The organism is Streptomyces guryensis (assembly GCF_021261325.1).
In the GTDB taxonomy this organism is placed as follows: Bacteria; Actinomycetota; Actinomycetes; order Streptomycetales; family Streptomycetaceae; genus Streptomyces; species Streptomyces guryensis.
Genome location: NZ_JAJSBI010000026.1, coordinates 39,241 through 54,595 on the forward strand (window position 1 = coordinate 39,241; position 15,355 = coordinate 54,595).

General features: G+C 70.2%; 9 protein-coding genes and 3 tRNA genes. 7 read left to right on the forward strand and 5 right to left on the reverse strand.

Features of this window, described 5'->3' with window-relative positions; translation table 11 throughout:
• Positions 1 to 40 precede the first annotated feature (40 nt).
• The 5 genes from LJ657_RS36995 to LJ657_RS37015 form a co-directional block, all read right to left on the reverse strand.
• Positions 41 to 1,600, reverse strand: coding sequence for an amino acid permease (locus LJ657_RS36995; protein ID WP_232653319.1), 1,560 nt, complete (start codon positions 1,598 to 1,600; stop codon positions 41 to 43).
• A gap of 48 nt (positions 1,601 to 1,648) precedes the next feature.
• On the reverse strand, positions 1,649 to 4,741 hold the full coding sequence (locus LJ657_RS37000; protein WP_232653320.1) for an FG-GAP repeat domain-containing protein: 3,093 nt from the start codon (positions 4,739 to 4,741) through the stop codon (positions 1,649 to 1,651).
• A gap of 235 nt (positions 4,742 to 4,976) precedes the next feature.
• The gene (locus tag LJ657_RS37005; protein WP_232653321.1) at positions 4,977 to 7,142 is read right to left on the reverse strand and encodes a DEAD/DEAH box helicase; all 2,166 of its coding nucleotides are present in this window, start codon (positions 7,140 to 7,142) and stop codon (positions 4,977 to 4,979) included.
• Between the two features lie 217 nt (positions 7,143 to 7,359).
• Positions 7,360 to 7,884, reverse strand: coding sequence for a hypothetical protein (locus LJ657_RS37010; protein ID WP_232653322.1), 525 nt, complete (start codon positions 7,882 to 7,884; stop codon positions 7,360 to 7,362).
• 76 nt (positions 7,885 to 7,960) lie between these two features.
• Positions 7,961 to 8,311 (reverse strand): metallopeptidase family protein, encoded by a 351-nt coding sequence (locus LJ657_RS37015; protein ID WP_013002436.1) that lies wholly within the window; start codon positions 8,309 to 8,311, stop codon positions 7,961 to 7,963.
• Positions 8,312 to 8,396: 85 nt separating this feature from the next.
• Here LJ657_RS37015 and LJ657_RS37020 point away from each other — a divergent pair, with 85 nt between their 5' ends.
• From LJ657_RS37020 to hrpA, 7 genes are all read left to right on the forward strand, one after another.
• The gene (locus LJ657_RS37020) at positions 8,397 to 9,917 is read left to right on the forward strand and encodes a metallophosphoesterase family protein (RefSeq protein WP_232653323.1); all 1,521 of its coding nucleotides are present in this window, start codon (positions 8,397 to 8,399) and stop codon (positions 9,915 to 9,917) included.
• 203 nt (positions 9,918 to 10,120) lie between these two features.
• Positions 10,121 to 10,193 (forward strand) — tRNA-Glu (locus LJ657_RS37025).
• Positions 10,194 to 10,231: 38 nt separating this feature from the next.
• A tRNA-Asp gene (locus LJ657_RS37030) sits at positions 10,232 to 10,306 on the forward strand.
• Between the two features lie 24 nt (positions 10,307 to 10,330).
• Positions 10,331 to 10,404 (forward strand) — tRNA-Phe (locus tag LJ657_RS37035).
• A gap of 191 nt (positions 10,405 to 10,595) precedes the next feature.
• Positions 10,596 to 10,790 (forward strand): DivIVA domain-containing protein, encoded by a 195-nt coding sequence (locus tag LJ657_RS37040; RefSeq protein WP_232653324.1) that lies wholly within the window; start codon positions 10,596 to 10,598, stop codon positions 10,788 to 10,790.
• Positions 10,791 to 10,875: 85 nt separating this feature from the next.
• On the forward strand, positions 10,876 to 11,193 hold the full coding sequence (locus LJ657_RS37045; protein ID WP_232653325.1) for a hypothetical protein: 318 nt from the start codon (positions 10,876 to 10,878) through the stop codon (positions 11,191 to 11,193).
• An 85-nt stretch (positions 11,194 to 11,278) separates the two neighbouring features.
• Positions 11,279 to 15,271: an ATP-dependent RNA helicase HrpA gene (hrpA, locus tag LJ657_RS37050; protein ID WP_232653326.1), complete on the forward strand. Its 3,993-nt coding sequence runs from the start codon at positions 11,279 to 11,281 to the stop codon at positions 15,269 to 15,271.
• Positions 15,272 to 15,355 lie beyond the last annotated feature (84 nt).

Here is a 15,355-nt window from a genome sequence, read left to right on the forward strand (position 1 = left end):
GGACACGGCCGCGCCGGAGGCGGAAGATCCAGCCGGAGTGTCAGGGATCGACCTTTTCGGGAGCGCCCCCGGGAGCGTCCCCGGGGACCGCCGAGCGTGCCGCCTCCCTGGCGCGCGTGCGTTCGTGGGACGGGTTGAGGAACCAGTGCCGGGCCGAGGCCCCCCACCACGCCGCGGCGAAGCCGAGGACGACCAGGACGGCGACCGGGGCGTAGTTGAAGCTCTCCGCGGTGACCGGCGAGACCTGGGGCAGCATGAAGAGGACCGTGATGACACCCACCCACGCCACCGAGACGATGCCGATCGGACGTGACCACCGGCCCAGGTGCCACGGCCCCCGCGCGAAGTCGTCGCCCTTGCGCACCCGCAGCAGCGTCGGGATGACGTACGCGATGTAGAGGCCGATGACGGCGATCGACGTCACCGCCGCGTACGCCGTCACATTGATCAGATACGGCAGCCCCAGCACCAGCGCCCCGGCCGCCGCCAGCCACACCGCCGCCACGGGCGTCCGGGTCCGCGGGCTCACCGTGTGCCACACACGCGAGAAGGGCAGCGCGCCGTCGCGTGAAAAGGCGTAGATCATGCGGCTGTTGGCCGTCACCGAGGCCATCCCGCAGAACAGCTGCGCGCCGATGACGACCAGGAGCAGCAGCTTGCCCGCCGTGGCTCCCAGCGCGTCCAGCAGGATCTGGGCCGGCGGCGCCCCCGTGGGCGAGGCGAGCTCCTGGTCGTAGGACTGGATGGCGAACGTGAAGCCCAGCAGCAGTACGAAGCCCGCTATCCACGAGGTCCAGATGGACTGGACGATGCCCTTCGGGCCGGCCGTCGACGCGTCGTGCGTCTCCTCCGTCATATGGGCCGAGGCGTCGTAGCCGGTGAAGGTGTACTGCGCCATCAGCAGGCCCAGGAGCACGACGTACACACCGCTGCCCCAGCCCGTGTTGTTCACGAACTTCGTGAACACGAAGGACGCGGACTGGTGGTGGTCCGGCACGAAGGCCAGCGCGCCGACGATGACCCCGACGCCCAGCACGTGCCACCACACGCTGATGTCGTTGAGAAGAGCGACGATCTTCACGCCGAAGGTGTTCAGGAGGCCGTGCAGCACCAGGATCCCGGCGAAGAGGAGGACCGTCCGCCCTGGCGTCACCTTGAAGTCGAACTGCAGGTTCAGATACGCGCCCAGGAAGGACGCCGCGCCGAAGTCGATGCCCGCTGTCACCGCCACCTGGCCCAGCACGTTGAACCAGCCCGTGAACCACGCCCAGGCGGCTGCCGTACGCGGGGGTGCCAGGCGGTGCGCCCAGAAGTACAGCCCCGCCGACGTGGGATAGGCCGAACAGATCTCGGCCATCGACAGGCCGACGAACAGCGTCATCAGGCCGACGGCCACCCAGCCCCAGGTGATCACGGCGGGACCGCCCGTGTTCATCCCGAAGAGGTAGAGGGTCAGGCAGCCCGACAGGACGGAGATGATCGTGAAGGAGACGGCGTAGTTGGAGAACGCCGACATACGACGGGCGAGGACCTGGGTGTAACCGAGCTGGGCAAGCCGTTCCTCGTCCGACAGCCCACCCTCTATCGCGTCATCTGTCATGCCCCCAGCGATTCCCACCCCGGGGGCGTGACACACCTCACAACTTGGCTAGAAAATACCCTTGTAGCCCTGCCAGCCGGAGGCGATCTTCACCCTGCCCCCGAACGACCCCTTCCCGTCACCGGAGTTGCGGTACCCGTTCCCCGCCGTGTCCCGCTCCACCAGGTCCGCCTTGCCGTCACCGGTGATGTCGCCGACGCCGACGACCGCGTTGTACGAGCCGCCCCAGTTCGAGAACAGCTTCGCCCGGGCACCGAACGTGCCGTCGCCCCTGCCGTAGTAGCGGTACAGGGTGTTCGCCTTGTCCTGCGCCAGCAGGTCGCCGATCCCGTCGCCGTTCAGGTCGCCGGCCCCGACGACCTTCCTGTAGCCGCGCCAGTCGCCGTACAGCTTCACCCGCGCCGACAGCTGCCCCGTGCTCGTGCCCTTGTACAGGTACACCGTGCCGGTGGAGGCGTTGCGGGCGATGAGGTCGGGACGGCCGTCCCTGGTCACGTCGCCGGGCGAGGTGAGGACGTCGTACTGGTTCCAGCCGGAGGTGCCCAGCGAGGTGTACGGCGTCGTCGTCTCCAACGCCCCGCCGCAGTCCGGACGGTAGGCCCGCAGGGCGCCGCTGCTCAGCCGGACCAGGACGTCGTTGCAGCGGTCTCCGTTCAGGTCGCCGAACGGCACCGGCCTGATCGTCGTCGGCCAGCCGACCCCGGTCACCGTCCCGGAGAAGGTGCCCTTGCCCGTGCCCTGCTGGAAGGCCAGCCCGCCGGAGGAGCTGAGGGTCAGCAGGTCACCTATGCCGTCCGGCAGGCCCCAGACGCCGCCCACCTGGTCGCGGTGGACGGCCGCGCCCCTGCGTACCTGCACGGAGCCCTTCACCTGCAGCGGGGCGCCCACGCCGTCCGCCGGGTCGACGCTCAGCGCCCAGTCGTAACCGCCGTTCGGCAGGCGGACGTTCTCGGTCGTCCTGCCGTACCACTCGACCTTCAGCTCACCGCGCGTCTCACCGCCGCCGCGGGTGTCGACCACCTTGCCGGTCGCCTTGCTGCGCACCGTCAGCTGCCAGCCCGCGGCCGGCTTCGACAGCAGCACCCGGGTGAGCGGATTGAGCTCGGGGTACTCGGTGTCGGTGGTGACCATGTCCTGGCTGACCGGCGGGTCCAGCAGCCGCAGCGGCTGCTGCGGGACACCGGACGGGACGAGGTGGACCCGCTCCTGGTCGTCGACGTAGGCGGCGTTCGCCCCCGACTCGTCCACCGTCCAGCGCACATCGCGCTGCGAGACGCCGGTGTCGGGCAGTTCGCCGATCACCCGGCTCTGCGGGGTGCCGTCAGCGACCGTAGTCAGGGTCAGCTTCCCCGACTCCCGGTCGTGCGTGACGACGAACCCGTCACCGAGCTCCGCCTCACCGGCCGGCACCGGCACGGACTTCTTCGCCGTACGGTCGTACACGCCCGCCCGGCCGTCGCACGTCCAGTACAACCAGCGCCCCAGCGCACGGAGTTCGCCGGGGGTGCAGCCGGCGTCGGTGGTCAGCGTCTCGGTGGTGCGCTTCGCCGCCACGTCGTACGCGGTGAGCGTGCCCGGCGCCGTGCCCGGGGTCCACAGGATGTTTCCGGACAGGGCGGCGGCACCCATCGGGACGGGGAGGGACGAGGTCGTGTAGTCGTCGATGCCGTAGACGAACTGCTGGGTGGCGGTCCGGTAGATCAGGTAGCGGCCGGAGACGTCGGTGATCCGCCCGCCCTCGGGCAGCCCGGTCCGCTCCCAGAAGTCGCCGGGGCCCGGCCCGTCGGCCCTGACCCGGTAGCCCGTCGAGTCGTGCACGAGCCACGCGACCCGGCCGTCGGCGACACCCTGAATCGCGCTGCACGAGGCGTCGGTCGCCGCGCAGGAACCCACCTGCACCTCGTTACCGGTGAAGTCGTCGCGATCGCCGAACGTGGGGGTGCCGGACGCGGCGACGGTCCGGCCGCGGGCGTCGCGCGGAACGCCGCCCGCCTGGTCCGCGACGACGAGCCTGCCCTGGTCCAGCGAGATGCCCTGGATCGTCAACGGGGGCTTGGCCAGCGATTTGACCAGGGTGACGAGCGGGCTGCCGTCGGGACCCGGCTGGATGCGCTGCACGCCCCAGTCGTCGGTGGCGGCGCCGGTACGGCCGACGGCGACAGCCGTACCGTCGGAGACGGCCGAGACTCCGGAGTTCGACGCGGCCAGCAGCGTCACCTCGGGACCGCCCGCGATCGCCTTGGCGTACACCTTCGTGCCCCCGCTGGGCCGGTGCACCAGCCAGTCGCCCACGACGGCCAGGTCCTGCTCCGGGTTGACGCCGCCGCCCGCGAGCGTGACCTCGGCGGGGGCCGCGGAGAGATCGGCGCGGTCGTAGACCAGGACGGTCGTCTCGTTGGGGTTGAACAGCACGACGTGGTCGGTGGTGACCTGGGCCTTGAGGTAGACCTTGGTGCGCAGCGGGGTCATGTCCCGCACCTGGCCGGTGTGCCGGTCGACCATCACCGCCAGGTACTGGCCGTCCTTGGCGCCCTGGAACAGCAGCCCGTCCGCGTCCCCGCCGACCGGCTGCCCGAGGTTCACCCCCGCCGGGACACCGGTCACCGGCACGTCCCGGGTGCCGCCGTCGGCGTCCGGGAGCAGCAGGTGCATCTCGCGCCAGGTGGTCCCGTTCTCGTCCGTGACGCTGCGGTAGGCGACCGCCAGGTCCTGGTAGCCGGTGAGCACGCTCAGCCCCTCGGGGGCCTGCAGCGTCCGGGTGCTGCCGTCGACCGCGTTCCACAGGTCGACCCTGCCGCCCGGGTAGCGGCTGACCATGACGTCACCACCGCCGCCGCTCACCGTGCTCCCGCTCGGCCGGGTCACGGGCACGGACGTGCCGTCGGCGTACCGCGTCCAGACCAGCCCGGCGTCCTCCAGGCTGTGGAAGACGCCCTGCGTCCCGGCCGCGTCGTGACCGCTGTACGTGGACGCGCTCCACAGCGCGCCCGAGGTGTACGTGGGGCGCAGGGTCGCCGGCACCACCGTCTCCTGCGCGGTGTCGGCGGCGGCCGGTGACGACGGAAGCAGCGGGCTCAGGCCTGCGGCCAGCACCGCCGAGGCGGCGACCAGACGCAGACGTACGAAGCCATGACGGGCCAAGAAGTCCCTCCCCGAAGAACGAGGCGTCGCGCACGCACCCGATGTCCGGTGCCCAGGCCCCCCGGCCGTCACATTCGCCTCAGAAGTCAGCTGATCGTACAGGGAGTTCACGGCCCGGTAAAAGGTTTTCCAACTGGCTTCCAAGCCACCCGGGACAGCGGAAACGCCGTGGCCCCCCGTCCGGTGGGACGGGGGGCCACGGCGTTCACCGCTGAATCAGATCAGCTGAAGCAGGTCAGCCGTTGCGCTTCCAGCGCGGCTTGTCGTCGCGACGGCCGAAGGAGGAGCCGCCGGTGCCGGTGCCGGTGCCGCGGTGGTCGTCACGGCGGCCGTAGGGACGCTCGTGGCCGCCGGAGCGGAAGCCCGGGCGGTCGCCCTGGCGGTCCCGGTTGAAGGGACGGTCGCTGCCGCGGTGCCCACCGCGCTCGTCACGACGCTCGAAGGAACGGCCGGCGGGACGGTCGGACGGACGGTCGTCGCGACGGAAGCCGCCACGGTCGTTGTCACGACGCTCGAACGAACGGCCACCACGGTCGTCACGACGCTCGAAGGAACGGCCGGCGGGACGGTCGGACGGACGGTCGTCACGGCGGAAGCCGCCACGGTCGTTGTCACGACGCTCGAACGAACGGCCACCACGGTCGTCACGACGCTCGAAGGAACGGCCACCACGGTCATCGCGACGGTCATCGCGGCGGAACCCGCCACGGTCGTTGTCACGACGCTCGAAACCACGGTCGCGGTCGCGGTCGCGGTTGAAGCCACCCCGGTCGCCCCGGTCGTTGTCCCGACGCTCGAAGGAACGGCCACCGCGGTCGTCCCGACGGTCATCGCGGCGGAACCCGCCACGGTCGTTGTCACGACGCTCGCGACGCTCGTACGACGACGGAGCCTGCGCCCGCTCGACGTCCTGCGCGACGGGCTGCTCGGGCACCGACGCCGAGGCAGCCTCGACGGCCTCGGCGACCACGGCCTGCGCCTCGGCGACCGCGGCCTCCGGGTCCTCGCCGCGCTCGCGCGCGGCCCGGGCGACGAGGCGGTCGGCCTCCTCGCGCAGCTCGGTCGCGCGCCGCTGCGCCCGCTCCAGCTGCTTGGTGAGGTGGGCGACCTCGCGCTCGGCCTGCTGAGCCGCGTTGCCCGCGGACTCGGACTGGACCTCGGTCATCGAACGAGCACCGGTGATCTCGGCGACCTCGGGCTCGAAGGCCGTACCGGAGTTGATGATGTGACGCCCGGCGTCGACGCCCGCGTCCTCCATCAGCCGGAAGATCTGGCGGCGCTGGTGCGGCAGGGAGAGGGAGACGACCGTTCCCGTACGACCGGCACGGGCCGTGCGGCCCGCACGGTGCAGGTAGTCCTTGTGGTCGCCGGCCGGGTCCACGTTCAGCACGAGGTCGATGCCGTCGACGTGGATACCGCGGGCGGCGACGTCGGTGGCGACGAGGGCGTTGACGTAACCGTCCTTGAAGTCGGCCAGCGTGCGCGTCCGCGCGCCCTGCGTCATGCCGCCGTGCAGCGCGTCGGCCTTCACGCCGGACTCGCGCAGCTGCTCGGCGATGCGGTCGGCGCCCAGCTGCGTGCGGACGAAGATGATGGTGCGGCCCTTGCGGGAGGCGATGGCGGCGGTGACCGGCGCCTTGTCCTTGGGCTTCACGATCAGGATGTGGTGCGACATGGTCGTGACGTTGCCCTGGGCGCTGTCGACCTCGTGCGAGACCGGGTCGACCAGGTAGCGCTTGACCAGCGTGGAGATCTCGTTCTCCATCGTGGCCGAGAACAGCATCCGCTGACCGCCGGCCGGGATCTGGTCGAGCAGCTCGGTGACCTCGGGCAGGAAGCCCAGGTCGGACATCTGGTCGGCCTCGTCCAGGACGGCGACCTCGACGTTCTCCAGGGAGCAGGCGCCGCGGTTGATGATGTCGCGCAGTCGGCCCGGGGTGGCGACGAGGATGTCGACGCCGCGCTCAAGGGCGTAGATCTGGTTGCCCATCGACGTACCGCCGCAGACGACCTTCATCTTGAGGCCGACGACGTCGCCGTAGGGCTGGAGGGCGTCCGCGACCTGCATCGCGAGCTCACGGGTCGGGGTGAGGATGACGGCGCGCGGCTTGTGCTTCTCGGTGCGGCTGCCGGCGAGACGCGCCAGGACCGGCAGACCGAAGGAGAGGGTCTTGCCGGAGCCGGTGCGGCCACGGCCGAGGATGTCCTTGCCGGCCAGGGCGTCCGGGATGGTCGCGGCCTGGATCGGGAAGGGGGTGGTCACGCCGTTCTGGGCGAGCTTGCGCACCACGCCCTCGGGGAGACCGAGGTCCGCGAAGGTGACTTCGGGAGTGGCCTCGGTGACGTCCTCGGTGCCCTCGTTCTCGGGCACGACGACGTGATCAGTACTGGAAATGGACATGCGTAAGCGAAACCTTCCGGAGTCTCGTCGGCACGCGCCCGTCAACTCCGTGATTTCGCAATACGACCGCCTCTATGCGGTCAGCCACGGCAAGGGAGAGAACGCGCCACGCGGCGCTCTCTGCAATGGCGCCGGGCAATGGGATCAAACGATCTACCACCATACGCACCCTGTACCCCCCGAGGCAAACCGAGCCCCCGAGACGCTCGTCACGTCCCTACGCGGGTGACCCCGCCGTCGGAGCCGGCTCCCGCTCGGTCATCTGCGGCGACTCCTCGTGCGCCGAGGACGACGGCTCGGCGACCGTCGGCTCCGGCGAGGCGGGGGTCGGCTGCTCGGTGGGCGTCGGCTGGGGGTCGGCCGTGTGCGTCGGGGTCGGCGACGCGACGGTCGGCGCGGGAACCCCGGGCTGCTCGCTCTTCCCGTTCCCGGGCTTGCCCGCCGGAGGAGCGGACTTGCCGTCCCCCGCGGACGGCGAGGCCGACGGGGACGCCGACTTCCCGTCCTTGCCCTTCTCCCGCTTGCCGCCCTTGTGCTTGCCGTCGGCGGTGACACCGGACCCGACGCCCCTGCCGGACAGCCCCGCCGCCCCGTCCGGCCCCTCGCCGCCCCGCTGCCCCGCGGAGTGCGACGGCTTCGCGCCCCCGCCTCCCCCGTCCTCGCCCACACTCATGCAGCCGGCTGCAGCGGCGACGGCCATGACCGTGGCGGCCAGACGGACGGGTACGTACAAGCGGCGCACGGGAAGCCACCTCCGAGGCGAGGGAAGGAGTCAACCTGCCCAACTCCCGCCGCCCACAAGAGGACACGCGCCCCGGTCACCCGTATCCCAGGGCGTGCAGCCGCGCGTCGTCGATCCCGAAGTGGTGCGCGATCTCGTGCACCACGGTGACCTCGGTCTCCGCGACGACGTCCTCCCGCGACGCGCACATCCTGAGCGTCGGCCCCCGGTAGATCGTGATGCGGTCCGGCAGCACCCCGGCGTACCACTCACCCCGGTCCGTCAGCGGAGTGCCCTCGTACAGCCCGAGCAGCTCGGGATCGTCCGCCGGCGGCTCGTCCTCGACGAACACCGCGACGTTGTCCATCAGCCGCGTCAACTCCGGCGGGATCCGGTCGAGCGCCTCGGCGACCAGTTCCTCGAACTCCTCGCGCGTCATCTCCAGCACAGGCCCATTGTCGGCCACGACGCGTCCGTACGAGAGTCATGGACCCACCCGCATATCCGCCCCCGCACTTGGGCATACGGGACCAATGGCCCGCGTCCCCGCCATCGCCGCCACCGTCCTGAGCCGCATACGCAAGTCCCCGCGCACCCTCGCCCGCCACTACCGCGCACGCCGCCCCCAACCGGCCGTTGAGCTGGTCCGGCAGCCGCACCCCTGGCCCCGCGCCCTGGGGCTGGCCGCCGTGGTCCTGCTCGGCGCCTGGCTGGGGCTGCTGGTCGTCGGCAACGTTCGGGTCCCGGTCGGCCCCATGAACACGACCATGACCCTGCGTCCGTCCGTCAGCGGCGGCACGAAGATCAACATCTCGCCGCTCGGCGCGCTGCAGCTGAACAGCCACCAGGCGCCGCTCCGCCTGGACGTGAACGTCGACCAGCTCGACCCGGTCCGCGCCCAGGCCCTGGTCGACCACCCCGAACGCCTCTCCGGCCTCCAGGACGAGGTCGTCCACGACGTCGAGCACGGCACCCTCGACGTGGCCCTGCGCTCCTGCGTCGCCGTCGTGTCGGGCGCCACGGTCCTGGGCCTCGCGGTCTACCGCCGCCCCCGCCGCGCCCTCGCCGCCGGCGGCACCGCCCTGGCCCTCCTCATGGCCTGCGGAGCCTCGGTGTACGCGACCTGGAACCCCGAATCCGTCCTCGAACCGAAGTACTCGGGCCTGCTCTCCTCCGCGCCCTCCCTGGTCGGCAACGCCCGCAACATCGTCACCGAATTCGACGTCTACCAGAAGGAGTTGGCCCGCCTGGTGACCAACGTGACGAAGCTCTACGACGTCACGTCCACCCTCCCGGCCTACCAGCCGGACCCGACCACCGTCCGCGTCCTGCACGTCTCGGACATCCACCTCAACCCCGCGAGCTGGAAGATCATCGCCTCGCTGGTGGACCAGTACAAGGTGAACGTGATCGTCGACACGGGCGACACGATGGACCACGGCTCGGCGGCGGAGAACGGCTTCCTCGACCCGATCGCGGACCTGGGAGCGCCGTACGTCTGGGTCCGCGGCAACCACGACTCGAATATCACCCAGCGCTATCTGCAGCGCATGAAGAACGTGCACGTCCTGGACGACGGCCGGGCGGAGACCATCGCGGGCCTGCGGTTCGCGGGCATCGGCGACCCGCAGTTCACCCCCGACCGCTCGAAGGTGCTGGGAGCCGCCCAGTCGGAGGAACTGGCCGGCGCCCGCCTGGCCGCGGCCCTGAATGACCATAAGAACGCGGGCACCCCGGTCGACGTGGCCATGGCCCACGAGCCCTCGGCGGCCCGCAGGGTGGACGGCGAGGTGCCGCTGGTCCTGTGCGGGCACCTGCACCACGAGGGCGACGAGATCCTGCCGCACGGCACCCGGCTGCGCATGGAGGGCTCGACGGGCGGCAGCGGCCTGCGCGCCCTGGAGCACAGGTACCCGGCCCCCATCGAGGCCTCGATCCTCTACTTCGACCGCGACACCCGCCGCCTCCAGGCCTGGGACGCGATCAAACTGGGCGGCCTGGGCCTGACGACGGCCGAGGTCAGCCGCCACCTCCCGAAGGAGAACCAGCCCTGAGCCCCCCTTTCTATCTGGTTTGGTCCGCGTCCAGGCCACGTAGTACAGTCTGTTCGTGCCCAAGGGCGCCGGTCAGGGCTTGACCGTCCCGAGCTTCTGTCGAAGCGAAGGAGAAGCGGAACCCCTCGGGGGAAAGCGGAGTCACATGCTTCTCACGTCCCCTTCGGGAACGCGAAGACGAAGCAGAGCGGTACTGGCTGTTCGCCCTCATCGTCTAGCGGCCTAGGACGCCGCCCTTTCAAGGCGGTAGCACGGGTTCGAATCCCGTTGGGGGCACGCAACACCGTGTGCGACACTGTCGTACGCAACAGCTTGGTCCTGTGGAGCAGTTTGGAGTGCTCGCCACCCTGTCAAGGTGGAGGCCGCGGGTTCAAATCCCGTCAGGACCGCTGAGGTTTCCTCGGAAGCCTCGTGGCTGGGTAGCTCAGTTGGTACGAGCGATCGCCTGAAAAGCGATAGGTCGCCGGTTCGACCCCGGCCCCAGCCACAATCCCAGAGCCTCCGTCCATCCGGACGGGGGCTCTGCCCGTTCCACCTGCACCGTTCCAGGCCCCACTCACACCAACCACCCGCCACCCTGCCAAGGTGGGGGCCGCGGGCGATAGGTCGCCGGTTCGACCCCGTCCCCGGCCACACCGTACGGACACGGGTTGTACATACGTTGAGTGGAGGGCACTGGTGACAGACGGCAGCCAGGATTTCCGGGGCTTCGACATCGTGCGGAGGGGCTATGACCGCTCCCAGGTCGACGAGTACCTCCGGCTCCTCACGGCGGGCACCGCCCCCACCGCACCACCCGCCTTCGACATCGCCCGCCGCGGCTACGACCGGAAGCAGGTCGACGCGCGGATCGCCGAGCTGCGCCCCCGCTGAGGTTGTCGGTCAGGCCGCTTGGCAGCGCTGCGGTGCGGCGCTACGTTCTGGCTGGTCGGCGTAGGGCCAAGGGGGGCGCGGGACGATGAGCCGGGACGAGGCCAGGGCCATTCGGGATGTCGAGCTGGAGAAGGACCGGGCCCGGTACGGGCTGCTGGCCGTGGTGATCAGCAATCTCGCGATCGCGGGGGTGGCGGTCTTCGGGGTGTGGCGACTCGACGGGGACAAGTCGGTGATCGTGGGGGTGCTCACGGCCGCGTTCACCGCGGTGAGCAGCATGACCACGGCCTATCTCGGGATCAAGGCGGTCTCCAACACCGCCAGGTCCATCGCGCTGGGGGACGGCGGCCTGCGGCAGCAGCCGCCCGCGCCCACGGCACCTCCGGGGCAGCGGACCGGCTGAGCGCACCGGCTGAACCGCCCCTGCCCGGCCCCCGGGCACAAATCGTTCGCCACGGATTTCTCCGGGATGAGATCCTGGATCGCGTATGTCTACGCACCCTGCCCCCGCCACCCCGGCCCTCGGCACCCTCGCCCCCCGCCTGACCGAGCTGTCCCTGCGCGACGCGCACCGGCTCGGGCGCAGGCTCGAAGGCGCGCGCAAGATCCGTAAGCCCGAGGCCCAGGCCGCCGTCCTCGCCGAGATCGAGGCGGAGATCGCGAAGGCCGAGGAGCGCATGGGCGAGCGGCGCGGCCGGGTCCCCGCCGTCTCCTATCCCGAGCAGCTGCCGGTCAGCCAGAAGAAGGACGTCATCGCGGAGGCCATCCGCGATCACCAGGTCGTCATCGTCGCCGGTGAGACCGGGTCCGGAAAGACCACCCAGATCCCCAAGATCTGTCTCGAGCTCGGGCGGGGGGTGCGCGGCATGATCGGGCACACCCAGCCCCGTCGTATCGCCGCCCGTACCGTCGCCGAGCGCGTGGCCGAGGAGATGGACACCCCGCTCGGCGAGGCCGTCGGCTGGAAGGTGCGCTTCACCGACCAGGTGAACCAGGACTCGACCTTCATCAAGCTGATGACGGACGGCATCCTGCTCGCCGAGATCCAGACCGACCGCGAGCTGCGCGCCTACGACACGATCATCATCGACGAGGCCCACGAGCGGTCCCTCAACATCGACTTCCTGCTCGGTTACCTCGCGCAGCTGCTGCCGAAGCGGCCCGATCTCAAGGTCGTCATCACCTCCGCGACCATCGACCCCGAGCGCTTCTCCCGGCACTTCGGCGAGGCACCGGTCATCGAGGTCAGCGGGCGGACGTATCCGGTCGAGGTCCGCTACCGCCCCCTCCTCGAAGAGGCGGTATCCGATTCCGGGGGCGACGACTCCGACCGCGACCAGATCACCGCGATCTGCGACGCGGTCGAGGAGCTCCAGGGCGAGGGCAAGGGCGACATCCTCGTCTTCCTCTCCGGCGAACGGGAGATCCGCGACACGGCGGACGCGCTGGTGAAGAAGAACTACCCCCGCGCCGGAGGCGCTGATGGGCAGGGCACTGAGGTCCTGCCCCTCTACGCCCGCCTCTCGCACGCCGAGCAGCACCGCGTGTTCCAGCAGCACACCGGGCGCAGGATCGTTCTGGCCACGAACGTCGCCGAGACGTCCCTCACCGTCCCGGGCATCAAGTACGTCATCGACCCGGGCTTCGCCCGTATCTCCCGCTACAGCCACCGCACCAAGGTCCAGCGACTGCCGATCGAGCCGATCTCCCAGGCCAGCGCCAACCAGCGCAAGGGCCGCTGCGGCCGTACGTCCGACGGCATCTGCATCCGCCTCTACTCCGAGGACGACTTCCTCGCCCGTCCGGAGTTCACGGACGCGGAGATCCTCCGTACGAACCTGGCCTCGGTCATCCTGCAGATGACCGCGGCCGGCCTCGGCGACATCGAGAAGTTCCCCTTCATCGACCCGCCGGACCACCGCAACATCCGCGACGGCGTGCAGCTGCTCCAGGAGCTGCACGCGCTGGACCCGGCGGAGAAGGACGTACGCAAGCGGCTCACCCAGACCGGGCGCAAGCTCGCCCAGCTGCCCGTAGACCCCCGTCTGGCCCGCATGGTCCTGGAGGCCGACAAGAACGGCTGTGTCCGCGAGGTCATGGTCATAGCGGCCGCGCTCTCCATCCAGGACCCGCGCGAGCGCCCCGCCGACAAGCAGGCCCAGGCGGACCAGCAGCACGCCCGCTTCAAGGACGAGACGAGCGACTTCCTCGCCTACCTCAACCTGTGGCGCTACGTCCGCGAGCAGCAGAAGGAGCGCGGCTCCAGCTCCTTCCGGCGGATGTGCAAGCAGGAGTACCTCAATTTCCTGCGCATTCGCGAATGGCAGGACATCTACACGCAGTTGAGAACCGTCGCCAAGCAGATGGGCATCCACCTCAACGAGGAGGACGCCCCCGGCGACCGCGTGCACGTCTCCCTCCTCGCCGGACTCCTGTCCCACATCGGCATGAAGGACGTGAAGGACGGCGCGAAGAACGAGTATCTGGGCGCCCGGAACGCCAAGTTCGCGGTCTTCCCGGGCTCGGCCCTCTTCAAGAAGCCGCCACGGTTCGTCATGTCCGCGGAACTCGTCGAGACCTCCCGTCTCTGGGCCCGCGTCAACGCGAAGATCGAGCCGGAGTGGGTCGAGCCGCTCGCCGAGCACCTCCTGAAGCGGACGTACAGCGAACCGCACTGGGAGAAGGACCAGGCGGCCGTGATGGCGTACGAGAAGGTCACGCTGTACGGCGTGCCGATCGTGGCCCAGCGGAAGGTGAACTACGGCCGTATCGACGCGGAGGTCAGCCGCGAGCTGTTCATCCGGAACGCGCTCGTCGAGGGCGACTGGCGCACGCACCACAAGTTCTTCGCCGACAACCGCCGCCTCCTCAGCGAGGTCGAGGAGCTGGAGCACCGCGCCCGGCGCCGGGACATCGTGGTCGACGACGACACGCTCTTCGACTTCTACGACCAGAAGGTGCCCGAACACGTCGTCTCCGGCGCCCACTTCGACTCCTGGTGGAAGCGGAAGCGGCAGGAGCAGCCGGAGTACCTGGACTTCGAGCGCGAGATGCTCATCCGGGAGTCGGCGGAGGCGGTCACCAAGGCCGACTACCCGGACTCGTGGCGGCAGGGACCGCTGAAGTTCCGGGTGACGTACCAGTTCGAGCCGGGCGCGGACGCGGACGGTGTGACGGTCCATGTCCCGCTCCAGGTCCTCAACCAGGTCACCGACGAGGGCTTCGACTGGCAGATCCCGGGCCTTCGGGAGGAACTCGTCACCGAGCTGATCCGCTCGCTCCCGAAGCCGATCCGCCGCAACTACGTGCCGGCACCGAACTTCGCGAAGCGGTTCCTGGACACGGCCGTCCCCCTCCAGGAGCCCCTGACCGTGACCATGGCGCGCGAGCTGAAGCGCATGGTCAAAGTCCCCTTCGAGGCGGACGACTTCGACTGGTCGAAGGTGCCGGACCATCTGCGCATCACCTTCCGCATCGTCGACGAGCGGCGGCGCAAGCTCGCCGAGGACAAGGACCTGGAGGCGCTGCGGCTCCAGCTGAAGCCGAAGGCCCGCAAGGCCCTGTCCCAGGCCGCCGCGGCCACCGCCGAGCGCACCGGTAGCGAGTCCCTGGAGCGCACGGGTCTGACGGACTGGACGATCGGCTCCCTCACCCGCGTCTTCGAGACGCGCAGGGCGGGCCAGCCGGTGAAGGCCTATCCGGCGCTGGTCGACGACGGCGACACGGTCTCGGTCCGCCTCTTCGACACGGAGGCGGAGCAGGCGGAGGCGATGTGGAGGGGCACCCGCAGGCTGATCCTGCGCAACATCCCCGTCAATCCCGCGAAGTTCGCGTCCGAGAAGCTGACGAACGCCCAGAAGCTCGCCCTGTCCGCGAACCCGCACGGCTCGATCCAGGCCCTCTTCGACGACTGCGCGATGGCGGCGGCGGACAGGCTGATCGGGGACTTCGGTGGCCCGGCGTGGGACGAGGAGTCGTACCGGAAGCTGTACGACAAGGTGCGCGCGGAGATCGTGGACACGACGGTCCGTACGGTGGGCCAGGTCCAGCAGGTCCTGGCGGCCTGGCAGGCCTGTGAGCGCCGTCTGAAGGCCGTACGCAGCCCCGCGCTGCTCCCGAACCTCCAGGACGTCCGTAAGCAGCTGGACGCCCTCGTGAAGCCGGGTTTCGTGACGGAGGCGGGTCTGCGCCGCCTGCCCGACCTGATGCGCTACCTGGTGGCCGCGGACCGCCGGCTCCAGCAGATGCCGACGGGCGTCCAGCGGGACACGACGCGCATGGAGAAGGTCCACGAGATGCAGGACGAGTACGCGTGGCTGCTGGAGCAGATGCCCCAGGGCCGCCCGGTCCCCTCCACGGTCCTGGACATCCGCTGGATGATCGAGGAGCTCCGGGTCAGCTATTTCGCCCACGCGCTGGGGACGGCGTACCCGGTCTCCGACAAGCGGATCGTGAAGGCGATCGACGCCGCCGCACCGTAACCACCCGCACACCCTGGGTGAGTTCGACCAGCGGGCTCACCCTCCTGTACAGTCTCTTCTCGCAGCGCAACGCACTAATAGCGC

Excerpts from the sequence above, each read along its gene's own strand:
- LJ657_RS37005 (WP_232653321.1), bottom strand. The coding sequence starts at position 7,142 with ATGTCCATTTCCAGTACTGATCACGTCGTCGTGCCCGAGAACGAGGGC.
- hrpA (WP_232653326.1), top strand. The coding sequence starts at position 11,279 with ATGTCTACGCACCCTGCCCCCGCCACCCCGGCCCTCGGCACCCTCGCC.
- LJ657_RS36995 (WP_232653319.1), bottom strand. The coding sequence starts at position 1,600 with ATGACAGATGACGCGATAGAGGGTGGGCTGTCGGACGAGGAACGGCTT.
- LJ657_RS37020 (WP_232653323.1), top strand. The coding sequence starts at position 8,397 with ATGGCCCGCGTCCCCGCCATCGCCGCCACCGTCCTGAGCCGCATACGC.
- LJ657_RS37045 (WP_232653325.1), top strand. The coding sequence starts at position 10,876 with ATGAGCCGGGACGAGGCCAGGGCCATTCGGGATGTCGAGCTGGAGAAG.